Source organism: Pseudomonas sp. MMS21 TM103 (assembly GCF_022132145.1).
In the GTDB taxonomy this organism is placed as follows: domain Bacteria; phylum Pseudomonadota; class Gammaproteobacteria; order Pseudomonadales; family Pseudomonadaceae; genus Aquipseudomonas.
Genome location: NZ_JAJISP010000007.1, coordinates 118,877 through 143,539 on the forward strand (window position 1 = coordinate 118,877; position 24,663 = coordinate 143,539).

Annotated in this window: 21 protein-coding genes; 17 read left to right on the forward strand and 4 right to left on the reverse strand. The window is 64.0% G+C overall.

Annotated features, from left to right (window positions below; translation table 11 throughout):
* Positions 1-21: 21 nt before the first annotated feature.
* Complete coding sequence (locus tag LJY18_RS19315; protein WP_238043579.1) at positions 22-786, forward strand: substrate-binding periplasmic protein; 765 nt, start codon at positions 22-24, stop codon at positions 784-786.
* 105 nt (positions 787-891) lie between these two features.
* On the opposite strand, the gene LJY18_RS19320 is transcribed toward LJY18_RS19315, so the two are convergent.
* Positions 892-1,374, reverse strand: a complete 483-nt coding sequence (locus tag LJY18_RS19320; protein ID WP_238043580.1) for a GreA/GreB family elongation factor — start codon at positions 1,372-1,374, stop codon at positions 892-894.
* A 134-nt stretch (positions 1,375-1,508) separates the two neighbouring features.
* Here LJY18_RS19320 and LJY18_RS19325 point away from each other — a divergent pair, with 134 nt between their 5' ends.
* Entirely contained in the window at positions 1,509-1,721 is a 213-nt protein-coding gene (locus LJY18_RS19325; RefSeq protein ID WP_238043581.1) for a hypothetical protein, read from the forward strand.
* 82 nt (positions 1,722-1,803) lie between these two features.
* Positions 1,804-2,664: an HDOD domain-containing protein gene (locus LJY18_RS19330; RefSeq protein WP_238043582.1), complete on the forward strand. Its 861-nt coding sequence runs from the start codon at positions 1,804-1,806 to the stop codon at positions 2,662-2,664.
* 33 nt (positions 2,665-2,697) lie between these two features.
* Here the strand turns inward: LJY18_RS19330 and yccS are convergent, their stop codons facing one another.
* Positions 2,698-4,875, reverse strand: a complete 2,178-nt coding sequence (gene yccS, locus LJY18_RS19335; protein WP_238043584.1) for a YccS family putative transporter — start codon at positions 4,873-4,875, stop codon at positions 2,698-2,700.
* Between the two features lie 274 nt (positions 4,876-5,149).
* Here yccS and LJY18_RS19340 point away from each other — a divergent pair, with 274 nt between their 5' ends.
* The 7 genes from LJY18_RS19340 to LJY18_RS19370 all read left to right on the forward strand — a co-directional run bounded on the left by LJY18_RS19340 (position 5,150) and on the right by LJY18_RS19370 (position 15,204).
* Complete coding sequence (locus LJY18_RS19340; RefSeq protein WP_238043781.1) at positions 5,150-6,493, forward strand: NfeD family protein; 1,344 nt, start codon at positions 5,150-5,152, stop codon at positions 6,491-6,493.
* A 1-nt stretch (position 6,494) separates the two neighbouring features.
* Positions 6,495-7,253, forward strand: a complete 759-nt coding sequence (locus LJY18_RS19345; RefSeq protein WP_238043585.1) for a slipin family protein — start codon at positions 6,495-6,497, stop codon at positions 7,251-7,253.
* A 72-nt stretch (positions 7,254-7,325) separates the two neighbouring features.
* Positions 7,326-8,822, forward strand: a complete 1,497-nt coding sequence (locus LJY18_RS19350; RefSeq protein WP_238043588.1) for a pyridoxal-phosphate dependent enzyme — start codon at positions 7,326-7,328, stop codon at positions 8,820-8,822.
* 163 nt (positions 8,823-8,985) lie between these two features.
* Positions 8,986-10,110, forward strand: a complete 1,125-nt coding sequence (ald, locus tag LJY18_RS19355) for an alanine dehydrogenase (RefSeq protein ID WP_238043591.1) — start codon at positions 8,986-8,988, stop codon at positions 10,108-10,110.
* 306 nt (positions 10,111-10,416) lie between these two features.
* Positions 10,417-11,304 (forward strand): Hsp33 family molecular chaperone HslO, encoded by an 888-nt coding sequence (hslO, locus tag LJY18_RS19360; RefSeq protein WP_238043592.1) that lies wholly within the window; start codon positions 10,417-10,419, stop codon positions 11,302-11,304.
* Positions 11,305-11,464: 160 nt separating this feature from the next.
* Positions 11,465-13,006 (forward strand): phosphoenolpyruvate carboxykinase, encoded by a 1,542-nt coding sequence (locus LJY18_RS19365; RefSeq protein ID WP_238043595.1) that lies wholly within the window; start codon positions 11,465-11,467, stop codon positions 13,004-13,006.
* A 269-nt stretch (positions 13,007-13,275) separates the two neighbouring features.
* Positions 13,276-15,204 (forward strand): RecQ family ATP-dependent DNA helicase, encoded by a 1,929-nt coding sequence (locus LJY18_RS19370; protein WP_238043597.1) that lies wholly within the window; start codon positions 13,276-13,278, stop codon positions 15,202-15,204.
* A gap of 150 nt (positions 15,205-15,354) precedes the next feature.
* Here LJY18_RS19370 and LJY18_RS19375 read toward each other — a convergent pair whose 3' ends face one another.
* Complete coding sequence (locus LJY18_RS19375) at positions 15,355-16,263, reverse strand: LysR substrate-binding domain-containing protein (RefSeq protein ID WP_238043599.1); 909 nt, start codon at positions 16,261-16,263, stop codon at positions 15,355-15,357.
* A gap of 157 nt (positions 16,264-16,420) precedes the next feature.
* Here LJY18_RS19375 and LJY18_RS19380 point away from each other — a divergent pair, with 157 nt between their 5' ends.
* The 7 genes from LJY18_RS19380 to LJY18_RS19410 all read left to right on the forward strand — a co-directional run bounded on the left by LJY18_RS19380 (position 16,421) and on the right by LJY18_RS19410 (position 24,009).
* The gene (locus LJY18_RS19380; RefSeq protein WP_238043600.1) at positions 16,421-17,545 is read left to right on the forward strand and encodes an NAD(P)/FAD-dependent oxidoreductase; all 1,125 of its coding nucleotides are present in this window, start codon (positions 16,421-16,423) and stop codon (positions 17,543-17,545) included.
* Positions 17,535-17,876, forward strand: a complete 342-nt coding sequence (locus tag LJY18_RS19385) for a (2Fe-2S)-binding protein (RefSeq protein WP_238043602.1) — start codon at positions 17,535-17,537, stop codon at positions 17,874-17,876. The genes LJY18_RS19380 and LJY18_RS19385 overlap by 11 nt, the downstream gene beginning before the upstream one ends.
* Positions 17,866-19,269 (forward strand): NAD(P)/FAD-dependent oxidoreductase, encoded by a 1,404-nt coding sequence (locus LJY18_RS19390; RefSeq protein WP_238043605.1) that lies wholly within the window; start codon positions 17,866-17,868, stop codon positions 19,267-19,269. The genes LJY18_RS19385 and LJY18_RS19390 overlap by 11 nt, the downstream gene beginning before the upstream one ends.
* The gene (locus LJY18_RS19395; protein WP_238043607.1) at positions 19,269-19,622 is read left to right on the forward strand and encodes a RidA family protein; all 354 of its coding nucleotides are present in this window, start codon (positions 19,269-19,271) and stop codon (positions 19,620-19,622) included. The genes LJY18_RS19390 and LJY18_RS19395 overlap by 1 nt, the downstream gene beginning before the upstream one ends.
* Before the next feature lie 162 nt (positions 19,623-19,784).
* A complete protein-coding gene (locus LJY18_RS19400; RefSeq protein ID WP_238043608.1) occupies positions 19,785-20,567 on the forward strand; it encodes an ABC transporter substrate-binding protein in 783 nt (260 codons plus the stop codon).
* 748 nt (positions 20,568-21,315) lie between these two features.
* The gene (locus LJY18_RS19405; protein ID WP_238043610.1) at positions 21,316-22,398 is read left to right on the forward strand and encodes an IS110 family transposase; all 1,083 of its coding nucleotides are present in this window, start codon (positions 21,316-21,318) and stop codon (positions 22,396-22,398) included.
* A 1,266-nt stretch (positions 22,399-23,664) separates the two neighbouring features.
* Positions 23,665-24,009, forward strand: a complete 345-nt coding sequence (locus LJY18_RS19410) for a cupin domain-containing protein (protein WP_238043612.1) — start codon at positions 23,665-23,667, stop codon at positions 24,007-24,009.
* A 52-nt stretch (positions 24,010-24,061) separates the two neighbouring features.
* Here LJY18_RS19410 and LJY18_RS19415 read toward each other — a convergent pair whose 3' ends face one another.
* A complete protein-coding gene (locus LJY18_RS19415; protein WP_238043614.1) occupies positions 24,062-24,544 on the reverse strand; it encodes a hypothetical protein in 483 nt (160 codons plus the stop codon).
* Positions 24,545-24,663: the final 119 nt, after the last annotated feature.

A 24,663-nucleotide genomic window follows, 5' to 3' on the forward strand; every position in this document is an offset into this window, starting at 1 on the left:
CCGGTGCGAGGTGGTCACGGCATGCATTCAGGGGTTTCGCGCAGGTTGCTCGCGGTGCTGGCCAGCCTTGCACTGCTGCTCCCGCCGTTGGCACTGGCGCGCGAGTTGCTGGCGGTAGGCAGCGATTTCCCGCGGGTATTCGAGCGTTCGGGCGCAGGCGTGTATCAGGGGCTCGGCCCGGATGTCCTGCGCCAAGTGCTCGAGCCGCGAGGCTACAGCCTGCGCTTCGCGTCATACCCCTGGGCCCGCGCGCAGCGCATGGTCGAACTCGGTCGGGCCGACATCCTTATCGGTCCCTATCGTAATCCAGCGCGCGAGGCGCGTTTCGCGTTTGTCGGGCCGGCCTTCTATCGCGACCGGATCGTCCTTTATTGCCGCAGCGGCAGGTCGTGTCAGTGGTCTGGCGATCTCCGCCAGCTGTCCGGCCGGCGCATCGGCGTGGTGCGCGCCTGGGCCTACGGCGCGCGTTTCGATAGCGCGCGCGACGTGCTCGAGCTGGTCACCGTGGAGGGGGTCGGCAACGGCCTGAAAATGCTCAGTCTGGGCCGACTCGAACTCCTCGCCAGTAATCAGCGCAACACCCTGCCGCTGTTGCAGGTGCTGGGTTTGACCGATGAAATCAGCCAGCTCGAGCCCCCTGTCGATACCCTGGACGGTTACTTCGCGTTCCCTCTGCATAGCAGCCATGCCCGCCTGCGCGAGGATTTCGACGAGGGCTTTCGGCAGCTGGTCGAGCGTGGACAGCTGGCCCGGCTGGCAGCCCAGTGGCAGGTGGACATTCCTTGAGAAAGGCCCTGCGCCGGTGAGGTTATGCGGCTCGAGGTGGGGCCGGCCAGCCCAGGCTCAATCTAGCCCCGGTGGGCTTCCCTGCAGAACCTCGAGTTCGGCCGTTCAGCAGACCCGCAGCACTTCGAAGCGCTGCGTGCTGCTACCCATGCGAAGCTCCACCTGATCGCCTTCAGCGCAGCCGATCAGGCGTTGTCCAAGCGGTGCGCGCGGGCTGATCACCCGTACTTCCTCGCCTTCCAGCAGCAGCTTCAGGCCGGCACCGTCCGGGCCAAGGAACAGGCACTGCTCGACACCCTGAGCATCGGCTAGCCACACCAAGGCGCTGAGCTGAATGCCCAGTTGCGCATCGAAGGGCCGCAGCCGGAGCTTTTCCCAGGCGCTCAGGGCCTGGCGAATTTCCTCGACCCGGCGCGCCTGCCCGGCGGCCAGATAGGAAGCCTCCAGGCCCAGGGTGTCGTATTTGTTCTCGGCAATATTCTCTTCATGGGTGGCCGCTTCATAGGCGGTCAACGCCGCTTGCTGGGCCAGCGCCAGATCGCTGTGCAGCTTGTCGAGAATCAGTTGCTGGAGCAGAGCTTTGTTCAACGGTCACTCGCAGGGTCGGCAGGAAAAATATCGGCCTATGCACCAAAGTCTAGTGTCGCTATGGCTACCGAAGGCGGCATTGTGCACAGGTTGCTACTAAAAGTGAGGGTGTGGGAATGAACATGATGCGGTCGATGGGATTTTTCTTCCTGTTTCTGCTGGTGCCGCTGGGCGCCTTGCTGGCCAGCTACCCAGGGCCGATTGCCGAATGGTTGAGCGCTCTGTTCGGTGTACCAATCAGCCGGGGCAACCTCGGCGCCGGCTTTATGGTGCTGGCGGCGATCTGCCTCAAGGTCGATCTGACCATTCGTCGTCGTGCCCAGGTCAGCCAGGCGAGCATCGCCTGATCGCGAGTGGGCAACCTGCCATCAAGCTGGCGCAATAGATCCCTGCCGTGGTTACACTGCGCTCCATCTGCGGCGGGAGGCCATGATGGAGACGACACAGTCGGACTACTCGATTTATCGGCAGGTAGTCACGCAACTGATGAATGACCAGGAGCAGCTGCCCAGCCTGCCGATGTTGACCCTGGAGATTCGCCGGGCGCTGGCCAGGCCGGAGGTCAGCATGCCCCAGCTGGTCGGCCTGATCAGCAGAGATCCGGCGCTCAGCGCGTTGCTGATGAAATACGCCTCCAGTGCCTTGCTGCGCACCCGCGTGGCGCCGAAAACCCTGCAGGACGTGTTGCGCGTACTCGGCCTGCAGCAGGTGGATCGGGTGGTGATGCTGCACAGCGTCAAGAGCCTGTTCGTGCTGCACAGTCCCGGCCACAAGCTGCTGTTCATGGACGCCTGGCAGCGACTGACCCTGAAGGCGAGCATCTGCGGCTTTCTCGCGCGCAAGGTGGGGCAGGTGCAGGCCGATCATGCGGTGCTCGCCAGCCTGCTCAGCGAGGTGGGTTCGCTCGCGGTACTCTCGGCCTTCAAGGGCGGCGATCTGGTGCCGACACCGGCGCGTTACCACAGCCTGTGCCAGGCCTACAGCAAATCGCTGGGCCTGATGCTGCTGAAGAAGTGGGCGGTGGACGAAGCCTACGTGGACATCGTGCGCGAGGCGGGCAACTGGCCGCTGCAGCGCCAGCGGCAGATCGAGTTGCTCGATCTGGTCAACCTGAGCCTGTTCCATACCCTGCTTGATAGCGGCAGCGAAGCGCAGTTACCCGCGCTGGCCAGTCTGGCCGCCTATGCCAAGCTCAATGGCTTGCACAATGAGGTGGCGGCGGACGGCAGCCTGGCCCTGGTCAGCCAGCATTGGGACGAGATCCAGGAACTGGCGGCGGTGCTGCGCTAGGGTTTCCCCAGGCATAAGCCTGAAAACTGCCCGCTAGGTCTTGCTCCGGTCCTTGAGCAGGTGGGCGGTGAGGGTGCGCAACGGCCCGAGTTGCCGGCAGATCAGCGCCAGCTGGGTCTGTACCAGGCGCTGCTGGTCGTCCAGGGCATCGGTGCGCTGCTCCAATTCGGCGGCCAATTGCTCTTCGGCATCGCTCTGAATCGCCACCGCCCGCTCTTCGGCAAGGCTTTTGGCGATTTCATCGAGGCTGGCGGCGAGGCGCGCGGCGCTCGCCGGCAGCGGACTCTGCTGGTCGCCGAGGAGGATCTCACCGCGGTGCGCGCCAAGGCCCGAGAGATAACTCAAGAGGGTGTGCGACAGCACCAGAAAGCGGAAGCCGATGTCCGCCTCCTTCCGGAAATGCCCAGGCTCCATGAGCATGTTGCCCAGGGTGGTGGACAGCGCGGCTTCGGCGTTGTGCGCATTGCGCCGGGCCAGGCGGTAGGCCAGGTCGTCGCGTTTGCCGCTGACATACTGCTGGATGATCTGACGCAGGTAGATGCTGTTGCAGCTGAGGGTGTTGGCCAGCATGCGGTTGAGTCGGCGCCCCTGCCAGTCCGGCAGGATCAGGAACACCGCCAGCCCGGCGATCAGGCTGCCGATCAGGGTGTCGACCAGGCGTGGCAGGATCAAGCCGTAGCCGTCGCCGACCTGGTTGAAGCAGAACAGCACCAGCAGGGTGATCGCTGCGGTGGCCAGGGTGTAGCGACTGCTGCGGGTGGCGAAGAAGGCCACCCCGGCGGCCACGGCAAAGAAGGCCTGCACCAGCGGGCTGGGGAACAGGTCGAACAGCGCCCAGCCGAGGATCAGGCCGAGCACCGTGCCGGCGATCCGCTGCACCAGCTTGAGGCGGGTGGCGCCATAGTTCGGCTGGCAGACGAACACCGTGGTCAGCAGGATCCAGTAACCCTGGGTCGGATGCATCCAGTGCAGCACGCCATAGCCGGCGGCCAGGGCGATGGCCAGGCGCAGGGCGTGGCGGAACAGCAGTGAGGTGGGCGTCAGTTGCTGGCGCAGACGCTCCGCGACTTCCTTCAACGAGTGCGGTTCGCGATCCAGCAGGCTGCTGTCCTGCTGCTCGGCCAGGGCATCGGGGTTGCTGGCGTGGCCGAGCAGTTGGTCGAGAGCCGCCAGGTTGCCGGCTAGGGCGCCGAGGGAGCGCAGCAGCTGGCGCCAGGCCGGATTGCTCTGCAGATTCAGGTGCTGCAAGGAGGCATGCAGGTCATCCAGCGCCTGGCTGCACTGCTCGCGGTACTCGAACGGCTGGCGCAGTTCGATGGCCTGGGCCAGGCGCTGACAGGCCTCGCCATGCAGGCGCAGCAGGCGCTGGCAGCGGAACAGCACATCGCTGTGAAAGAAGGCTTCGGCCAGTTCGTTGTAGGGGTAATGCGAGGAACTGGCGCGCTCGTGGATGTCCTGGGCGAGGAAGTACAGCTTGAGGTAGCGACTGACCTTGCTGCCCGGTCGGTCATTGCCGACGCGGTGCAGGATGATTTCCTTGGCGGCATTCAGTGCCGCCACCACCCGACCGTTCTGCCTGGCCAGGGCCAGGCGCCGCTCCTCCACGTCGAGCTGGCGCAGCGGCTCGAACAGGGCAGCCTTGAGCTTGAGGTACTGGCCCAGTTCGCGGAACAGCCGGGCCAGGCTGTGCTGCACCGGCTGGTTGGCGAATAGCGCATTCCAGATCACCGACAGCACCCCGTACCAGGCCGCGCCCGCCATCATAATCAGCGGTTCCAGCCACAGGCCGGCGATGCCGCCCCGCTGCTCCACGCCGATCATGCTGTAGATCGCCAGGATCAGGGTGGCCGAGCCCAGGGTGGCGTAGCGCTCGCCGAGGGCGCCGAGCATGGTCAGGGCGAATCCCGACAGCGCCAGGGCGCTGACGAACAGCCAGGGATAGGGGAACAACCACTCGACCGTGTAAGCCGCCGCGCTGAAGCAACCGAGGGTCACCAGCAGCGCGGTCAGGCGGCCTTGCCAGCTGTCGTCAGTCTCGGCCAGAGCGCTGGCGATCACCCCGAGAAACAGCGGAGTCAGCGCCTGCATCCAGTCTTGCGCCCAGCACAGCCACAGGCTGCCGCTGAGGGCGATGAACACCCGCAGGCTGTAGCTGAATTTATCCAGCGCCCACAGACGGCGCAGGGAATGGCGAAAAGAGCTGGCGGACATCCGGGCGACCTTATGCAGCGGTAATAGTGAGCAGACTAACGGAGTATGCGGACCTCTGGCACTCCCCTGTTGGCAGCTTTTGTTGCCTGTCTGTCCGCTCGGGGCGAGGATGCCGGCTCTGCGCGAAAAGTCATGGACTATCCTTCTAAGCAGACAACCGTACTTAGCAAGTCTTTTGCCACCTGTAGCGGCTGTCGTGGAGAGGGCCGTGAAGGTTTTCCCGATATTGCGTTTGCTCTTGGTCCTGGCCCTGTTGCTCTTGCCTGCGGGGTTGATGGCGGCACCTGGAATGGTGGTGGAGTTGCGCGTCGATGGTGCGATTGGTCCGGCCAGCGCCGATTACGTGGTGCGTGGCCTGTCCCGCGCGGTAGACGAGGGCGCGCAACTGGTGGTGCTGAGCATCGACACCCCCGGCGGTCTGGACACCTCGATGCGCTCGATCATCAAGGCGATTCTCGCCAGTCCGATTCCGGTGGCCAGCTTTGTTGCCCCCAGTGGTGCACGGGCCGCCAGTGCCGGCACCTATATCCTCTATGCCAGCCATATTGCGGCGATGGCGCCGGGCACCAATCTTGGCGCGGCCACCCCGGTGCAGATCGGCGGCATGCCCGGTTCACCGTCGCCCGCACCGGACCAGCCGGAAAGCGCCGATAAGGGCGACAAGCCCGGCGAGGCCAGCGAGGCCGAGAAGGCCGGCGTACCGACCGATACCCTGAGCAAGAAACAAATCAACGATGCCTCCGCCTATATCCGGGGGTTGGCGCAGATGCGCGGGCGCAATGCCGAGTGGGCCGAGCGGGCGGTGCGGGAGTCAGTCAGCCTGTCCGCCGAAGAAGCGCTCGCCCGCAAGGTGGTCGACTACCTCGCCCGTGACCTGGCCGACCTGCTCAGGCAACTGGACGGTAAGCGCTTCACCGCCGCGGGCGTCGAGGTGACGCTGCAAACCGCCGATGCCGTGGTGGTCAGCCGCGAGCCGGACTGGCGGGCACAGTTGCTGGCGGTGATCACCAATCCCAGTGTGGCGCTGCTGTTGATGATGATCGGCGTCTATGGACTGTTCTTCGAGTTTTCCAACCCGGGCAGCGGCGTCGGCGGCGTGCTCGGCGGTATCTGCCTGATTCTGGCGCTGTATGCCCTGCAGCTGTTGCCGGTCAACTACGCGGGAGTGGCCTTGATCCTGCTCGGCATCGCCTTTATCGCCGCCGAAGCATTCCTGCCGAGTTTCGGCGTGCTCGGGATTGGCGGGCTGGTCGCTTTCGTCTTCGGCGCCTTGATCCTGATCGACACCGAAGTGCCCGGCTTCGGCATTCCCCTGGCGTTGATCGTGACCCTGGCCCTGACCACTGGCGGAGTGATTTTCGCCATTCTCAGCATGGCCTTGCGCGCCAGGCGCCGCGCCCTGGTCGGCGGCGACAGCGAATTGATCGGCAGCCTGACGCGGATCCAGGCGGTGCAGCCAAGCAACCCGCTGGGCGGCTGGGTGCAACTGCAAGGCGAGAACTGGCAGGTCGTCAGCCAGGTGCCGCTGCAACCCGGCCAGCAGGTGCGGGTGCTGGCGCGCAAAGGCTCGACGCTGGACGTCGCCACCACTGAAGACACACCGCCACAAGGAGACTGACATGGGTTTCGAATTGAGTTTTGCCACGCTGGCAGTGCTGTTGATGGCGCTGCTGGTTTCGGCGTTTCGTATCCTGCGCGAATACGAGCGCGGCGTGGTGTTCCAGTTGGGGCGCTTCTGGCGGGTCAAGGGGCCGGGTCTGGTGATCATCATTCCGGGCATCCAGCAGATGGTGCGCGTCGATCTGCGCACCATCGTGCTGGACGTGCCGACCCAGGACGTGATCTCCCGCGACAACGTCTCGGTCAAGGTCAATGCGGTGATCTACTTCCGCGTCCTCGACCCGCAGAAGGCGATCATCCAGGTCGAGGATTACCACGGCGCCACCAGCCAGTTGTCGCAAACCACCCTGCGCGCGGTACTCGGCAAGCACGAGCTGGACGAGATGCTCGCCGAGCGCGAACGCTTGAATATCGATATCCAGCAAGTGCTGGACGCGCAGACTGACGCCTGGGGCATCAAGGTGGCGAATGTCGAGATCAAGCATGTCGACCTCGACGAATCGATGATTCGCGCCATCGCCAAGCAAGCCGAGGCCGAGCGTGAGCGGCGGGCCAAGGTGATTCATGCCGAGGGTGAATTGCAGGCCTCGGAAAAACTCATGCAGGCCGCCGAAATGCTCGGTCGTCAGCCCGGTGCCATGCAGCTGCGCTACATGCAGACCCTGAGCAATATCGCCACCGACAAGAGCTCGACCATCGTCTTTCCGCTGCCGATCGAGCTGCTCCAGGGCATGGCCGAACTCAAGAGTAAAAGTTAGCCGGCCATCGACCGCGCAGGTGCTCGCCAGGTGCGAGCCCCGGCGCGGTCGAGGCTGTTGACGGAGGCTGCGATGAACATCCGCTACGAGAGCATTCTGGCCACCATTGGCCGCACCCCGGTGATCCGTATCAACCGCCTGGCGCCGCCCGACGTCGAGTTGTATGTCAAGGCGGAAGCCTTCAACCCCATGGGCTCGGTCAAGGACCGCATGGCCCTCAGCGTGATCGAGGCGGCCGAAATCAGCGGCGCCCTGCAGCCCGGGCAGACGGTGATCGAGGCCACCAGCGGTAACACCGGCATCGGCCTGGCCATGGTCTGCGCAGCCAAGGGTTATCCGCTGGTGGTGACCATGGCCGAGAATTTCAGTATCGAGCGGCGCAAGATCCTGCGTTTTCTTGGCGCGCGGGTGGTGCTCACCCCGGCGGCGCTGAAGGGTAGCGGCATGGTCGGCAAGGCCGAGGAACTGGCGGCGGCTCATGGCTGGTTCCTGGTGCGCCAGTTCGAGAACGAGGCCAACGCCGACGCCCACACGCGCACCACCGCCCTGGAAATTCTCGATGCCTTCGCCGATGGTAAGCTCGACTACTTCGTCACCGGCTACGGCACCGGCGGCACCCTCAAGGGCACCGCGCGGGTGTTGCGCGAGTACCGCCCGGCAACCCGCATCGTGGTCTGCGAGCCGGATAACTCGCCGCTGCTGGGGAGCGGTATCGAACAGATGCATGACGCCGAGGGTCGGCCGCTGGAGAGTCACCCGGCGTTTCGCCCCCATCTGATGCAAGGCTGGACCCCGGACTTCATCCCCAAGCTCACCGAAGATGCCCGCCGTCTTGGCCTGATCGACCGGATCATGCCGGTCAACGGCAACCAGGCCCTGCACTACGCCCGCCAGCTGGCGCGCCAGGAGGGCATCTTCTGCGGGCCGTCGAGCGGGGCCACCTTCGCCGGCGCCATGGCCGTGGCCGCCGATGCTGCCCCAGGCAGTCGCATCCTCTGCATGCTGCCGGATACTGGCGAGCGCTACCTGTCCACGCCGCTGTTCGAGGACATTGCCGTGGACATGACCGAGGAGGAGCAAGACTTGGCCAGCTCGACGCCCAACTTTCGTTTCGACGTTGCCGTCAGCGCGCCCAGCGCCGGGCCGTCGGCACCTGTCGAGCCGGTCGCCGATGCCGAGGCCGAGGCGTTGCTGGCGCAGATCCTCGCCGACCGCCAGCAGCCATTGGTGATGTTCGCCCTGGAGTGGTGCGAGTTCTGCTGGTCGGCGCGCAAGCTGTTCCACGCCCTCGGCGTGCCCTACCGCTCGGTCGACCTGGACTCGGTCGAGTACCAGCAGGGCGACCTCGGTGGCCGCCTGCGTGTGGCGCTGCGGCGCAAGAGCGGGATGCTCACCATTCCACAGGTATTCATCGGTGGCGAATTGGTCGGTGGCTGCAGCGAACTGTTTGGCGCCTATGCCGATGGCCGGCTCGCCACCATGCTGCGGGCCCACGGCGTCGACTTGGCTGAGGCACCGGCGATAGACCCGGCGACCCTGGCGCCGGCCTGGCTGCATCCGCGCAGCTGACCGGCGGCGGACAAGCTGTCGCGCTCTGCGCCGGGTGTCGGAAAATGTGCCGTGATACGCGGATTAATCAGAGCTTTCCCCTGAAGCGCGGCGGATATACAGGGAGGCCAGCGCCGTCGCTCTTCTAGACTTCAAGGTACTCGGCTGGATTAAGGAGAGGATTATGCGTATCGGTGTTCCCAAAGAGATCAAGAACCATGAGTACCGCGTTGGCCTGACCCCGCACTCGGTCGCCGAACTGACCAGTCTTGGCCACCAGGTCTGGGTCGAGACGTTGGCCGGCACCGCCATCGGCTTCAGCGACGGCGACTACCAGGCGGCCGGCGCGCAGATCGCCGGGGACGCGGCGCAGGTGTTTGCCGAGGCGCAATTGATCGTCAAGGTCAAGGAGCCGCTGACCGCCGAGCGCGCGCGGCTGCGTCCCGAGCACACCCTGTTCACTTACCTGCACCTGGCGCCGGATCGGCCGCAGACCGATGAGCTGATGGCCAGCGGCGCCACCTGCATCGCCTACGAAACCGTCACCGACAGCCACGGCCGTCTGCCGTTGCTGGCGCCGATGTCCGAGGTGGCCGGGCGCATGTCGATCCAGGCCGGGGCCAACTGCCTGGAAAAAGCCAAGGGCGGGCGCGGTGTGCTGCTCGGCGGCGTACCGGGCGTGGCGCCGGGCAAGGTGGTGATCCTCGGCGGCGGCGTGGTCGGCAGTCATGCCCTGGCCATGGCGGTGGGGCTGGGCGCCGACGTCACGGTGCTGGACAAGAACGTCGACGCCCTGCGGCGTCTGGACAACCAGTACGCCAGCCGCATCACCACCCTCTATTCGACCCGCGCTACGTTGCGCGAGCAGATCCTTGCGGCCGACCTGGTGATCGGTGGCGTACTGATTCCCGGTGCCGCCGCCCCCAAGCTGATCAGCGCCGAGATGGTCCGGCAGATGCAACCCGGCTCGGTGCTGGTGGATGTGGCGATCGACCAGGGTGGCTGTGCCGAGACCTCGAAAGCCACCACCCACGCCGATCCGACCTATGTGGTCGACGAGGTGGTGCACTACTGCGTGGCCAACATGCCCGGCGCGGTGGCGCGCACCTCGACCCTGGCGCTGAATAACGCGACCCTGCCGTTCGTCATCGCCCTCGCCGAGAAAGGCGTGCGCCGCGCGCTGGAGGATGACCCGCACCTGTGCAATGGCCTCAACGTGGCCAAGGGCATGATCACCTGCGCCAGCGTCGCCGAAGCTCATGGCTTGCCCTTCCAGTCGGCGGCCAGCGTGCTCGAGCATCTGCCGTAGCGCAGACGCACGGACTGATGGCGGCGTGCGCCGGGCGGTGTTGCGCTTCGGCCTCGTAGCTGGCGGCGGCGCCGAGTGGCTTTTCGCGGTTGAAGCCGACGCCGTGAGAGCAATTCTGCGCATTTGATTGACCGGACGGCCGATGTCACTCACGTGATGCGGCCGTGCCGGAACCGCAAATCCCGCAAAAACTGATCGTCAATCGATCAGCCCGTGGCGGTGATTCGGCGCGCGGCCCTTGGTTAGGCCGGCATTTGTGCATAAAATCGCCAGCCTCTAGCAATTCCCCTTGCAGGCGAGCCCGCTATGCCCGATTTCACCCAACGCTTTCTGTTCGACGACGCCGACATTCGCGGCGAGTTGGTCGTCCTGGGCGAGAGCTACCAGCACGTGCTGGCCAAACATGACTATCCGCAGCCGGTCGCGCAATTGCTCGGCGAGCTGCTGGCCGCTGCAGCCTTGCTGGTTGGCACCCTGAAGTTCGACGGTCTGCTGATTTTGCAGGCGCGCTCCTCGGGTGCGCTGCCGCTGTTGATGGTCGAATGCTCCAGTGCCGGCGAACTGCGCGGGATCGCCCGCTATCATGCCGAGCAGATTAACGCCGATGCCGGCCTGGCCGAGCTGATGCCCGATGGTGTGCTGGCGATGACCGTTGACCCCGCCCAAGGCCAGCGCTATCAAGGTATCGTCGATCTGGACGGCGCCACGCTGAGCGATTGCCTGACCAACTATTTCACCACGTCCGAGCAATTGGCCACCCGCTTCTGGCTCTGTGCCGATGGTCAACGTGCGCGCGGTATGCTGCTCCAGCAATTGCCGGCCGATCGTCTGAAAGAACCGGAAGAGCGTGAGGCCAGCTGGCAGCATGTGACGACCCTGGCTAGCACCTTGAGCCACGAAGAGCTGCTCGGCCTGGACAACGAAACCCTGTTGCACCGCCTCTATCATGAAGAGTCGCTGCGCCTGTTCGAACCGCGCCCGCTGCAGTTTCGCTGCAGCTGCTCGCGTGAGCGTTCGGCCAATGCGCTGGTCAGTCTGGGGCAGGCCGATGCCGAACTGCTGTTGAGCGAACATGCCGGGCAGGTGGTGATCGACTGCCAGTTCTGCAATCAACGCTATGCGTTCGATGCCGCCGACATTGCCCAGCTGTTCGCTGGCGGCGGCAGCGCAGGGCCTGCGGACACGCTGCATTGAAGCCGATAGCGTTCGTCTATCGACCCGCTTAGCGGATCGGGTACTGCCAAGAGACGTGCTTTCTGGCATACTTCCGCGACTTTTTTCTCGCTGTAGTAGTGTCTTTGCTTTTACTACAAACCGTTTGGAAAACTCGGCCCATTGGCCGACGGGGACCCTCATGACGCAAGCCAACACCGCCGTGTACACCGACATCAGCGCCGCCCAACTGGTCGAAGAAGCCATTCGCCGCGGCGAGGGCGAACTGGCCGCCAGCGGCGCCCTGGTCGTCCGTACCGGTCACCGCACTGGCCGTTCGCCGGCTGATCGCTTCATCGTTCGGGAGCCGAGCACCGAGGCGCAAATCGCCTGGGGCGCGATCAATCGCCCGTTCCCGGCCGACAAGTTCGACGCCCTCTGGGATCGTGTCGAGGCGTTCAATCGCGATCAGGATTTCTTCGTTTCCCACGTCCATGTAGGTTCCGCCGAGGAGCACTACCTGGCGGTCAAGATGACCACCGCCACGGCCTGGCAGAACCTGTTCGGCCGTCAGTTGTTCATCAATCCCGAGACCTACAACCCTGCCGGCAAGGACGAGTGGAAGGTGCTCAACGTGGCCAACTTCGAGTGCGTGCCCGAGCGTGATGGCACCAACTCCGACGGCTGCGTGATCATCAACTTCGCCGCCAAGAAGGTTCTGCTGGCCGGCATGCGTTACGCCGGTGAAATGAAAAAGGCCATGTTCTCGGTGCAGAACTTCCTGCTCCCGGAAAAAGATGTGCTGCCGATGCACTGCGCCGCCAACATTGGCGAAGAGGGCGATGTGACCCTGTTCTTCGGTCTGTCCGGCACCGGCAAGACCACCCTGTCGGCCGACGAGTCGCGTTATCTGATCGGCGATGACGAACACGGCTGGGGCGAAGGCGTGGTCTTCAACATCGAGGGCGGTTGCTATGCCAAGTGCATCGACCTGTCCGAGAAGAACGAGCCGGTGATCTGGAAGGCCATCCAGTTCGGCACCGTGCTGGAAAACGTCATCCTCGACGAACAGCGCGTGCCGGATTACACCGATGACAGCCTGACCCAGAACAGCCGCGCCGCCTACCCGCTGGAGTTCGTCGAGAAGCGCAGCGAGAAGAACCTCGGCGGCGAGCCGAACGCGGTGATCTTCCTGACCTGCGACCTGACCGGCGTGCTGCCGCCAGTGTCGATCCTCAACGAAGAGCAGGCGGCCTACCACTTCCTGTCGGGCTACACCGCACTGGTTGGTTCCACCGAAATGGGCAGCGGCAGCGGCATCAAGTCGACCTTCTCCACCTGCTTCGGTGCGCCGTTCTTCCCGCGCCCGGCTGGCGAGTACGCCGAGTTGCTGATCAAGCGCATCCGCGGCTTCAACTCCAAGGTCTACCTGGTCAACACCGGCTGGACCGGCGGTGGCTATGGTGTGGGCAAGCGCTTCAATATCCCCACCACCCGTGGCGTGATTGCCGCAATCCAGAGCGGCGCGCTGATCGGCACCGAAACCGAGCAACTGCCGATTATCAACCTCAGCGTGCCGAAGTCGGTACCGGGCGTCGAAACCATCCTGCTCAACCCGCGCAACACCTGGGAAGACCAGAACGCCTACGACGAAGCCGCCAAAGGCCTGGCCAAGCTGTTCATCGACAACTTCAAGAAGTTCGATGTCAGCGACGCCATCAAGCAGGCCGGCCCGCAGCTCTAAGCCGCTATGCCTCCTGCGACAGGGCCGCCTTCGGGCGGCTTTGTCATTTCCGCACCTCGCGCCTGACTGGTGGCGCTGCTCGCGCTGTGGGCGCGAACTGTCGACCCGCCGCTGACCAGCGAGGGTGCCGAGAGGACAGTTTCGCGACCAGATCACGGCTGCCTGGCACTCGCAGGCGACACCGCCCACCGCATCGTTTATGGGTGGCCTGACTCACCCTCACCGCGCTATGGTCACGGGCCATCCAGCGGTCAACGGAGTGACAGCTCATGTACACAACTCTCGAACGTGTTTTCGGTTTCAAGCAACTGCGTCCCGGCCAGGAAGCGGTGATCGGCGCCGTGCTGGCTGGGCGCTCGGCGGCGGCAATCTTCCCGACCGGTTCGGGCAAATCGCTGTGCTACCAGTTGTCGGCACTGCACCTGCCGCACCTGACCCTGGTGGTCTCGCCATTGCTGGCGCTGATGCAGGATCAGCTGGCCTTTCTTGCCCGCCACGGCATCAGCGCCGCCAGCATCGACTCGGCGCAGAGCCGCGAAGACGCCAGCGCGGTGATGGCCCGGGCCAAGTCCGGCGAACTGAAGATCCTGATGATTTCGGTCGAACGCCTGAAGAATGAACGTTTCCGCAACTTCATCGGCCAGGTGCCAATCTCCCTGCTGGTGATCGACGAAGCCCACTGCATCTCCGAGTGGGGCCACAACTTCCGTCCCGACTACCTCAAGTTGCCCGACTACCAGCGCCAGTTCGGCATTCCCCAGGTGCTGCTGCTCACTGCCACGGCGACGCCGCCGGTGATCGCCGACATGCAGGCCAAGTTCGCCATCGCCGCGGCGGATGTGATCACCACCGGCTTCTACCGGCCCAACCTCAACCTGCTGGTCGAGCCGGTCAGTGGCGCCGACAAGCAGCGCCGGTTGGTCGAGTGGCTGGGCGCCAAGGCCGAGCAGCCGAGCATCGTCTACGTCACCCAGCAGAAGACCGCCGAGCAGGTGGCCGAACGCCTGAGCCAGCGCGGTATCGCCGCCAGCGCCTATCACGCCGGGATGGCCCATGAAGCCCGCGAGTCGATCCAGCGCCGCTTCATGGGCGGGCAGATCAATTGCATCGTCGCCACCATCGCCTTCGGCATGGGCATCGACAAGAGCGACATCCGCAACGTGGTGCATTTCGACCTGCCCAAGTCGATCGAGAACTACAGCCAGGAAATCGGTCGTGCCGGGCGTGACGGCCAGGCCTCCGACTGCCTGGTGCTGGCCAACCGCGACAGCCTCAACGTGCTGGAAAACTTCGTCTATGGCGACACGCCTGAGGAGGAGGGCATCCGCTGCGTGCTCGATGAGTTGCTGGCGAACGGCCAGGACGGTCAGTGGGAGCTGATGCTGGGCGCCCTGTCCGAACAGAGCAATATCCGCCAGCTGCCCCTGAAGACCCTGCTGGTGCAGTTGGAGCTGCGCGGCATCATCGCCCCGCGCTATGCCTACTTCGCCGAATACCGCTTCAAACACCTGCTCGAACCCGAGGCCCTGCTGGCCAAGTTCGACGGCGAACGTCGCCAGTTCGTCGAGGCCATCCTCAACAGCTCGCAACGTGCGCGCACCTGGTGCACCCTGGATTTCGACGCGCTCTACCAGCAGCACCAGGCCGAGCGCGGGCGGGTGGTCAAGGCGCTGGATTACTTCCAGGAGCAGGGCTGGATCGAGCTGGAAAGCAAGCAGATGACCGAGGTCTACGCGCTGCTCGATGCCGGCTTCGACCCCGCAGCCCTGAGCGCCGAATTGCATGGCTACTTCAAGCAGCAGGAACGCAGTGAGATCACCCGCATCCACGCCATGCTCGAGCTGTTCGCCACCGAGCACTGCCTGAGTCAGCGTCTGGCCGCCTACTTCGGTGACCGCCAGGCGCCCGAGCGCTGCGGCCACTGCTCGGTGTGCCATGGTCAGGTCGCCCACCTGCCGGAGCCGCCGCCACTGCCCGCATTGGCCGAGCATGACCTGCACCGCCTGTGCGGCAGCTTCATCCAGCGCCACGCCGAGCTGAAAGGCACTCCCCCGAGCGCCGAATGCCTGACTCGCTTCCTCTGCGGGATAAGCGTGCCGCTGTTGACCAAGCTCAAGGCGCGCAGTATGGCCGGCTTTGCCGCGCTGGAGCGGTACCCCTATGCCGAGGTTCGGCGCTGGGCCGAGCAGGCCGGCTAAGCGGCTTGACCGGGCGGTGCTGGCTCCTGGTGCGCTCGATCGAAACGCGCGCCATGGCGCCGGAAGGTTGCGGTATGACGGATTGAGAGCGCATAACGACCCGGTTCTCGATCGAGTAGTTGCAGGGACCTGGCCGGATCGGCAGGCCCCTTAAGGGAGTCTGTAGCTGTCGGGTATCTCAAGTGCCACGAAGTGGCGTATATGCTCCAAAAAACCGTGATGAAATTTAGAGAGCCGGGCCTGGGTGGGAATCAGCATGCTGAAATCCATCTCGATCGCCGGCTCGAAGGCCCGAAACAGCACGCCGCTTCCCCGGTATTCGAGCGCGCTGATGGCATCCACCAGGGCAATTCCAGCGCCCTGCTCGACAAACATGCACATGGGGATCGACAGCTGGGTCTCCAGGCGCAGTTCACGCTGCACGTCATGGGCGGCGAAAATCGCGTCGATATGCTGGCGCGAGGCAATCGTCTGCGGGTAGGAGATGAAGGCTTCACCCTCCAGGTCCTCGGGCACTATCAGTGCCTTGTCCTGTAGCCGGTGACCGACCGGCAAGGCGCACAGCAGGCGCGATTTCAGCAGCTTCTCGCTGCGCGGGCTGGGGTAAGTATTGGGTTGCACGATAAAACCCAGGTCGCAGCGCTGCCCCACCACCAGGTCCACCACTTCGCGCGACGACTGCACCACCAGGGTGATCTGCGCCTGTTCGTGCGCTTTGAGAAAAGCGCTGATCGCCCGCGGCAGAAAGGACAGTCCCAGCGCCGGCGCGCAGGCGATATGCAGCGAGCCGCGGGTGAGGTTGCCTATTTCCCGGGCGGTACGGGCGATGCGCTCCACCCCCAGCAGCGAGCGCTGCACTTCTTCGTACAGCACCAGCGCTTCCGGGGTGGGCTGCAGACGGCCTTTGGTCCGCTCGAACAGGGCGAAGCCGATGTCCTCCTCCAACGCGCCGATCAGCCGGGTCGCCGCCGGCTGGGAGATGTGCAGCATCTCGGCGGCGCGGGTGACGGTCTGCCCGAGGATTACCGCACGAAAGGCTTCCAATTGACGCAGATTCATCCGTCGCAACCCCATAACGAAAAGACATAGTCTTGCAAAAATAAAGCATTTTTCATCGTCGCATAAGCGCCCTAGGATCAATTGCATCTTCACCGACATGGCCGTCTGAGTGAATCCCGGAACAACAACGGGAGCAATCCTGACTGAGGCGCACCCTATGCAAAAAACTGAGATCATGGTCGTTGGCGGCGGTTTGCTCGGCATGGCCATCGCCTACGGCCTGGCTCGCCTGGGGCGCCAGGTCAGCGTTCTGGACGAGGGCGACACGGCCTTGCGCGCGGCGCGCGGCAACTTCGGCCTGCTCTGGGTACAAGGCAAAGGCTACGGCATGCCGGCTTATGCGCAGTGGACCCTGCAATCGGTAGCGCTGTGGCCGCAACTGGCGCGCATGCTGCTGGACGACACCGGCATCGAGGTGCAACTGCGCCAGCCCGGCGGCTTTCAGCTGTGCCTGTCCGATGCGGAAATGGCCGAAGAAAGCCGTCGTCTGTGCTGGCTCAAGGATGCACTGGAGGGCGACTATCCCTTCGAACTGCTTGATCCCGCCGCCCTGCGCAAGCGCCTGCCCGGTGTCGGTCCGCAGGTGGTTGGCGCCTGCTATTCGCCGCTGGATGGCCACATCAATCCGCTTAAATTGCTGCGCGCTTTGCATGCCGGTTGTCACCAGCGCGGCGTGCAACTACTCAATGGACGTCAGGTTAGTGGCATCGCGCAACGCGGCGAGGGCTTCGAGGTTGCCTGCGGTGACCAGCGCTGGCACAGCGAGCGCCTGGTGCTGGCGGCCGGGCTGGGCAACCGCGAGCTCGGCGCTTTGCTGGGCCAGCCGGTACCGGTGCAGCCTAGTCGCGGGCAGATCCTGGTAACCGAACGCCTCGAGCCGTTCCTGCACTATCCCACCAGCACCGTCCGCCAGACCGACGAAGGCACCGTGCAGCTGGGCGATTCGGCGGAGTCGGTGGGCTTCGACGACGGCACCAGCAGCGCGGTCATGGCCGATATTGCCGGGCGGGCGGTGCGGTGTTTTCCGCGGTTGGCGAATGTCCGTCTGGTGCGTGCCTGGGGCGCGTTGCGGGTGTTGAGCCCGGATGGCGCGCCTATCTATCAGGCCCTGCCCGGCGCACCGGGCGCCAGCGTGCTGTCCTGCCACAGCGGCGTGACCCTGGCCGCCGCTCACGCACTGCGCCTGGCGCCCTGGATCGCCGGTGAGCAGGCACTGGTGGAGATCAGCTCCTTCGGCCTGCAACGTTTCGCCGCCCCTGCCGAGGTGCGTCATGCCAGCTGACAGCCTGTTCCGCCAACTGCCCTCCGACGCAGGGTTGCTCAGTATCGAGTTCGATGGCCAAGCCCTAGAGGTGCCGGCCGGTGTCTCGTTGGCGGCCGCCTTGCTCGCCAGCGGTATTCGCCATACCCGCAGCACCCCGGTGAGCGGCAGCCCGCGCGCGGCCTACTGCATGATGGGCGTGTGCTTCGAATGCCTGGTCGAAGTGGACGGCATGCCCAACTGCCAGGCCTGCCTATTGCCAGTCTCACCCGGCATGCGCGTGCGCAGCCAGCGCGGGGCCCGCAGCCTGAGCCCGGCGCCTGCGCTGGAGGAGCACCACGATGACGCTTGAATCCGTCGACCTGCTGATCATCGGCGCCGGCCCCGCCGGCATGAGTGCGGCGCTCGAGGCGTGTCGCCATGGCCTGAGCGTGACGCTGCTGGACGAGCAGGGCTCACCCGGCGGGCAGATCTACCGCAACATCGACGGCAGCGACCCGCAACGCCTGGCGATACTCGGTGCGGATTACCAGGCCGGAGCAAGCCTGAGCGCTGCCTTTATGACCTGCGGCGCGCGCTATATCGCCGGCGCCGCGGTGTGGCAAGTCACCGCGCAGAAGCAGGTGCACTACCTGCTCGACGGCCGCGCCAGGGTCTTACACGCGCGGCGCTTGCTGATCGCCACCGGTGCCTATGAACGGCCCATGCCGATTCCCGGTTGGACCCTGCCCGGAGTGATGACCGCCGGTGCCGGCCAGATCCTGCTGAAAAATGCCGCGCTGTTACCCAAGGGGCCGGTGGTTCTGGCCGGCTGCGGCCCACTGCTGTACTTGTTGGCCGTGCAGTACCTGCGCGCCGGTGTTGCGCTGGCGGCGCTGGTCGATACCAGCAGTCACGCCGATGCGCTCCGCGCCTGGCGCCAGCTGCCGGGCGCCTTGCGCGGCTGGCGCGAGCTGCTCAAGGGCCTGTCGTTGTTGGCGAGCTTGCGCCGCGCCGGCGTCGCGCATTACCGCGGCGCGCGTCATCTGGCTATTCAGGGCGAAGAGCAGGCCGAGGCCTTGCGCTTCAGCAGTGGCGGCATTGAGCGCCGCATTCCGGCGAGCTTGATCCTGTTACACCAAGGGGTGGTGCCGAACAGCCAGATCAGCTGGTCGCTGCGCTTGCAGCACCACTGGAACAACGAGCAACTGTGCTGGAGCGCCGGGCGCGACGTCTGGGGCGAAACCAGCCAGGCGGGCATTTTCATCGCCGGAGACGGTGGCGCCATTGGCGGTGCGCTGGCGGCGCAGCAACAGGGCCGGATCGCTGCCCTGGCCATCGCCGGGCAGTTGCAACGCCTCGCTGCGCCTGACATCGAGGCGCTCGCCAAACCCTATCGGCGCGCCCTGGCTCGACAGCTCGCTACGCGCCCTTTGATCGACACCCTGTACCGCCCGCCACTGGAAAACCGCGTACCGGCAGATGAAGTCATTGTCTGCCGCTGCGAGGAAGTCAGCGCCGGCGACGTACGCCAGCATGTCGACCTCGGCTGCCTCGGCCCCAACCAGACCAAAGCATTCGGCCGCTGCGGCATGGGTCCCTGCCAGGGGCGCCTGTGTGGCCTGAGCGTGACCGAAGTGATCGCCGAACGCCGTGGCGTCCCCCCGGCGCAGGTCGGCTACTACCGCATCCGTTCGCCCTTGAAACCCATCACCCTCGCCCAGTTGGCCAGCGAGCCCATAGCCAGCGCCCCTCAGGAGTCCTAATGAATAGCATCCAACGCATCGACAGCAATCCCCGCCTCAGCCGCGTGGTGGTGCACAACGGCGTGGCCTGGCTCAGCGGCATAGTCGCCGCCGATTGCAGTCAGGATATTCGCGGGCAAACCCGCCAGGTGCTGCAGCGCCTGGAGGAATTACTCACGGAGGTCGGCAGCGACAAAAGCCGCCTGCTCAGCGCGCAGATCTGGATGAAGGACATGCTCAGCGACTTCTCGGCGATGAACGATCAGTGGAGCGCCTGGTTCGCCCCCAGCGAGACACCGGCCCGCGCCACGGCCCAAGTGACCTTCGATGATACCGACATCCGCCTCGAGCTGATCGTCACTGCGGCGGTCTGAGCACAGCACTCACCCTGAACCCGCCGGGTCCGCCCGGAGGTATGGCCTGAATGGCCAGCCAAGCGCCATGCACAGCAGTCATTCGGCTTGCTGCTGCCGATAACGGGTGACTTCATTTCCTGGAGCATCTGGATTACAACAACAACGTAATTGGAGCCACCTATGAATCGCTACAGCACTCTCAAGACCCTCGGCCTGGCGACGCTGGTCGCATTTGCCTGCACCGCCCAGGCCGCCGACAAGCCCCTGCGCCTGGGCATCGAGGCGGCCTACCCGCCCTTCGCCTACAAAACCCCGGACAATCAGATCCAGGGTTTCGACTACGACATCGGCCAGGCGCTGTGCGCCGAGATGAAGGTCACTTGCGAATGGAAAGAGGTCGAGTTCGACGGCCTGATCCCATCGCTCAAGGTGCGCAAGATCGACGCCGCTCTGTCGTCGGTATCGATCACCGAGGAACGCCTGAAGTCGGTGGACTTCAGCCACAGCTACTACCGCGTCCCGGCGAAGCTGGTCGCTGGCAAAGACACTGGCATCGACCGCATCCCGGCGGATCTCAAGGGCAAGCGCATCGGCGTGCAGCGCGCCACCAACTTTGACCGCTATGCCAGTGAATACTTCGTGCCCGCTGGCGCCGAGGTGATCCGCTATGGCACCCAGAACGAGGTGTTCCTTGACCTGCTGGCCGGCCGCCTGGATGCCAGTCTGGCCGGTTCCATCGCCATCGAAGAAGGCCTGCTGAAGACGCCGGAAGGCAGCCCCTTTCAGTTCGTTGGCCCAAGCTTCACCGAACAGCAATATTTCGGCACGGGCGCCGGCATCGCGGTACGCAAAAATGACCCACTGGCTGCCGAGCTGAACAAGGCCCTGGCCGCCATTCGCGCCAACGGCACCTACGACCAGATCCGCAAGAAGTATTTTGACTTCGACATCTATGGCGACTGATTGAGTCCGCTCGTCGCCGCCCTGCGGCGGCGAGCCCGGCCTTCGCAACACCGTGAACCTTAACTCGGGTGGTAGCTATGGAACTTGATCGGGTTGAGCTTTTTGCGCTGGAGCGGTTGTTTGGCCAGGCTGACGCTGGGCCTCACTGCTTGGCAGTAGCGCGCCATCGTTTCGAGGTGTTGGAGCGCTCGAAGACGTCGGTCGGATTCTATTCAATCATTAAATACCCCCACGGCCTTGAGCAGATCCAGCCGCTGCAGGAGCTAAGCTTGCCCTTCAGGCACCATTTGCTGCCGTCTGGCGGCCACTTCGTCTGCTGGGTCGAGGGTGACTCAACGCTGTGCTTGGAGGCCGTCGCCAGTCAGCAGCCTTGGCCTGCGGACTTTACTCCGGCTGGCTTGTAAGGCGCTCGGGATTGCCTGCTTCGCTGCGTTGGACAGCTACCCCTACGCCGAGGTGCGCGCCTGGGCCGAGCAACAACGGGCCATGGCCTGACGTAGCGCGGCAATCGATAACAGCTGATATGGATTGAGGATGGTTCCAGGTCGAGCGGCCCGCTCGATCCGGAGAGGGGCGGCCCGGGCGGCATTCGACAATCCTCAGCTTGTGTGCCGCGCCGATGAACCCTGGTGCACTGCCTGCGGCGAGTGATGATGGGATGGACTCCTCCTCCTGTAGACGGCATCTAGGTGCCAAGTAATGTGTTCTGAGAAAGAGTCACAGTACTAACCAAGAGGAGGAGCCCGTCATGCATGCTAATCCCGTTGCGGCACGTATGCACATCCATTGCGTCGATCTGGCCAAAGAGAAGTTCCAGGTACACAGCTTCAACCACTCTGGCGAGTGCCTGAAGCAGCGCACCTTGACGAGAAGCCAGTTCGAACGGTTTTTCTGTGACGCCCAGATGCCGCGTGGACTGATCGTGATGGAAGCCTGTGCCGGTGCCTCGCACTGGAGCCGCCGGTTCGAAGCCTTAGGTCACCAGACCCGCTTGCTGCCTGCCCAGTTCGTGGCCAAAAAACGCGTGGGCAACAAGAACGATGGCAATGATGCCGACGCGATCTACGCCACCCATTGCGACAAACGGGTACGTCCGGTACCCACCAAAACCCTGGAGCAACAAGATCTGGCGGCATTGCACTGCGCACGGCAGTTATTGATCAAACAACGCATTCAGCTCAGCAACCACATCCGCGGTTTACTGGCCGAGCGCGGTTGCGTGGCCGGCAAGGGCGACAAGGGATTTCAACTGCTCCTGGCGCGCGTCGCCGAACGGCTCGACCCCGAAGTCAGCGAGCCATTGCTGGAGATAATCGGCTTGCAGCTCAAGGTCCTGGAAGCCCTTGATGCGCAACTGAGCGCGCTGGAAAAACGCGTGCGCCAGGCGGCGCAGCAATCGCCCCTGGCCATGCACCTAACCAGTATCTTCGGGGTGGGGCCGGTGATTGCGACGGCGTTTGTCGCCGAACATGGCCGGGGTGTCGAACGCTATGCCGATGCGCGCCAGTTTGCCGCCAGCCTGGGGCTGACCCCGACGGAGCACTCCAGTGGGTCCACACACTGGCTCGGCTCGATCACCAAGTGGGGCGATGCCTATCGACGGCACTTGCTGACCCAAGGAGCGCACACCGTGGTCAGCAACTGTCATCGCCATCTGGACCCGCTGAGCGATCTGGCCCGGCGCCTGCTGGACAAACACAAGCGTCGTAATGTGGTCGTGATCGCGGTGGCCAATCGCATGGCCCGGATTATCTATGCCCTGTTCAAACACCCGCAGGATTACCGCATCACCCGCCAAGGCTGGGCGAACATCACCGCAGGAGGGTATTAAGGTCTTTCGTACACTTGGGTTAACACGCAGGAGGCTTTTCAAACAGCAGCATCGCTGAGATGGTTGAATCAGGTCAGACCGAACGCCGGAAATGCCGAGTAGGGTGTAGGCGCAAGAAGCGTCGCAGTGACGATAGGCACCGGTGTTGCGAACGCCCCATCTAGGCTCGGAGACGACGGTCTCCACAAATAGAAGCCGAATATACGTTAGCGCTGACTTTCAACAATTCGAAGCTTGAAGCTGTGGAGGAGTCCATATACACCCTACGGACCGCGGATTGCTCCAGGCTGGGTGGCGCCTATTCGTAGGGCGGCTTCGGAGCGAAGCGACAGCCCGCAGAATGCGGTGTTGTACCGATGTGTCCTGATAGTTCTGCACTCACCTGAAGGGGCTTGGGTACAGAGGCAAATTCGGGAGCGCAAACGACGCATTCTTATCCCGATGCTAAACCGGGATAAGAATGCGTCAGGGGAGAGGAAAATTCACAACCGAGGCGGCGCTGATGAGGGTCAGCAGCGTCTCGGATTTCGATGGTTCACGCCCCGTCGGGGCGCTGGATCGGTATCGCTGGCCGCCTGGATCAGTGCCAGGGTGCTGCGTTGGATCGCCATGCTCTGCAGTTGAACGGAGCTTCGTTAGCGCTAAGGCTATCAATCCTGACCTATGGTCGGGTTATACCGCTCTACTGTTTCGCCTTGTACGATTTTCCCCTACGCGAGCTACGGCGTTACGCGCTAAGCGCTAAGTTCGGTTGCCATCTGTCGTTGACCTGCACCCACGGTCTGTCATTCGGACTCCATGGTTGTACGTGCATTCTGTGCTTTGGCACTGCGGCCAGCGTGCAGAATCACGCGGGTGCTGATTGGGGGACAAGTGATGCTGGGTGTCGTCATTCGCTTAGGCCCTCCCTATTGCTGTCCTAAGTCATAAGGTAGCCCGATTTATCGCCAGAGGTTTAGTACGAGTGGCGATAAAACCTGATGCTTCAGGAATTAACGCGCATAAACCCCGGCCCAGCGCCGTATTCCCTGGGCTGGGCCGATTTTCCCTGTCGAGAAACCAGCTCGGGGTGGCGTTATGCGTCAACAGGCTCGTCAGTCACCTGGCCTTTACGGTATCCGCGATGCGCGCTGAGCAAGGGTCGATCCGCCACAGGCTCAATCGGCGCGTTTCCAGGCATTTCGGGGTCGACTTCAGACATCCGTGCAGACGCCAGACCCTCTAGGTTAGGCGGCTGTTATATCAGCCGAAAAACTTGGAGTAGACATGTCCAGCCCGATCACCGTTCTGCGCGATACCACCCCCATGCCGATGCTCGACGCCTGCAAATGGGAAAAGCTTGCCGGCGACCCGCACACCGTCAACCTCAATGCCTACACCTCGGAAGACGGCAGCAAGATCATGGGCACCTGGATCTGCACTCCCGGCAAATGGCGGGTCGCCTACGAGAAATGGGAGTACTGCCACTTCCAGGAAGGCTACTGCATCATCACCCCGGACGGTCAGGCGCCGATCCACCTCAAGGCCGGCGATATCTTCATCGTCGAACCGGGCATGCAAGGCACCTGGGAAGTGGTCGAGACGGTGCGCAAGTACTTCGTCTTCGCCTGATATCCACAGTCGCGCAGCCAGGCGCAGATGTAGGGTGGCGTTCAACCACCACCTAGGGGGCTCCTGGTGCGCTCGCTTCCTCCTCCGTCAAGCGCTGCAGGTAGATGGCGAAATCCGGGTCTTCCCCGCGCAATAACTGTGGCAGCCGTTCGCGGAAGTCCTCGCGTCGGCTCCACTCGCGCATGTAGTCCTCCCAGGAGTGCCAGCGCCGCTGTTTCTTCTCGTCCATGTTGGGCTCGTAGATCAGCAGATAGGCACGCTCGAACAGGGAAATGAGCATATCGAAGATCAGCAACATGCGTTCGCGCTGTTCGTCGGTCAAATCCGGGGTGGCAGGCTGGCTGCGCAGCTTCAGGTCCGGGTTGGCCAGTACCACTTCCAGGAAGTCGATATAGGCATCGGAGATCTGCTGCCAGGTGGCTTCCTGTTCATTCGCGCGCTCCTTGCGCTGTTCGACGAGGAACACACCAATCGCGAAGGGCAAGGCCACCACCGTGACGATGTAGGACAGCAGTTCCCAGGTTTCGAGTGTCATATATCTCCCGTCGGCTAATGGCCGGTAGAGCAAGCAAAGCCCATTTTTCGCCGCGGCCGGCGCCAATCGCCCAGGCGCCCTTGGCAACATACGACCAGTGGCACAACTATGGCACACAG

Coding starts and splice junctions, on each gene's coding strand:
- LJY18_RS19315 (WP_238043579.1), top strand. CDS start 22: ATGCATTCAGGGGTTTCGCGCAGGTTGCTCGCGGTGCTGGCCAGCCTT.
- LJY18_RS19325 (WP_238043581.1), top strand. CDS start 1,509: ATGGGATTTTTCTTCCTGTTTCTGCTGGTGCCGCTGGGCGCCTTGCTG.
- LJY18_RS19330 (WP_238043582.1), top strand. CDS start 1,804: ATGATGGAGACGACACAGTCGGACTACTCGATTTATCGGCAGGTAGTC.
- yccS (WP_238043584.1), bottom strand. CDS start 4,875: ATGTCCGCCAGCTCTTTTCGCCATTCCCTGCGCCGTCTGTGGGCGCTG.
- LJY18_RS19340 (WP_238043781.1), top strand. CDS start 5,150: ATGGCGGCACCTGGAATGGTGGTGGAGTTGCGCGTCGATGGTGCGATT.
- LJY18_RS19345 (WP_238043585.1), top strand. CDS start 6,495: ATGGGTTTCGAATTGAGTTTTGCCACGCTGGCAGTGCTGTTGATGGCG.
- LJY18_RS19350 (WP_238043588.1), top strand. CDS start 7,326: ATGAACATCCGCTACGAGAGCATTCTGGCCACCATTGGCCGCACCCCG.
- ald (WP_238043591.1), top strand. CDS start 8,986: ATGCGTATCGGTGTTCCCAAAGAGATCAAGAACCATGAGTACCGCGTT.
- hslO (WP_238043592.1), top strand. CDS start 10,417: ATGCCCGATTTCACCCAACGCTTTCTGTTCGACGACGCCGACATTCGC.
- LJY18_RS19365 (WP_238043595.1), top strand. CDS start 11,465: ATGACGCAAGCCAACACCGCCGTGTACACCGACATCAGCGCCGCCCAA.
- LJY18_RS19370 (WP_238043597.1), top strand. CDS start 13,276: ATGTACACAACTCTCGAACGTGTTTTCGGTTTCAAGCAACTGCGTCCC.
- LJY18_RS19375 (WP_238043599.1), bottom strand. CDS start 16,263: ATGAATCTGCGTCAATTGGAAGCCTTTCGTGCGGTAATCCTCGGGCAG.
- LJY18_RS19380 (WP_238043600.1), top strand. CDS start 16,421: ATGCAAAAAACTGAGATCATGGTCGTTGGCGGCGGTTTGCTCGGCATG.
- LJY18_RS19385 (WP_238043602.1), top strand. CDS start 17,535: ATGCCAGCTGACAGCCTGTTCCGCCAACTGCCCTCCGACGCAGGGTTG.
- LJY18_RS19390 (WP_238043605.1), top strand. CDS start 17,866: ATGACGCTTGAATCCGTCGACCTGCTGATCATCGGCGCCGGCCCCGCC.
- LJY18_RS19395 (WP_238043607.1), top strand. CDS start 19,269: ATGAATAGCATCCAACGCATCGACAGCAATCCCCGCCTCAGCCGCGTG.
- LJY18_RS19400 (WP_238043608.1), top strand. CDS start 19,785: ATGAATCGCTACAGCACTCTCAAGACCCTCGGCCTGGCGACGCTGGTC.
- LJY18_RS19405 (WP_238043610.1), top strand. CDS start 21,316: ATGCATGCTAATCCCGTTGCGGCACGTATGCACATCCATTGCGTCGAT.
- LJY18_RS19410 (WP_238043612.1), top strand. CDS start 23,665: ATGTCCAGCCCGATCACCGTTCTGCGCGATACCACCCCCATGCCGATG.
- LJY18_RS19415 (WP_238043614.1), bottom strand. CDS start 24,544: ATGACACTCGAAACCTGGGAACTGCTGTCCTACATCGTCACGGTGGTG.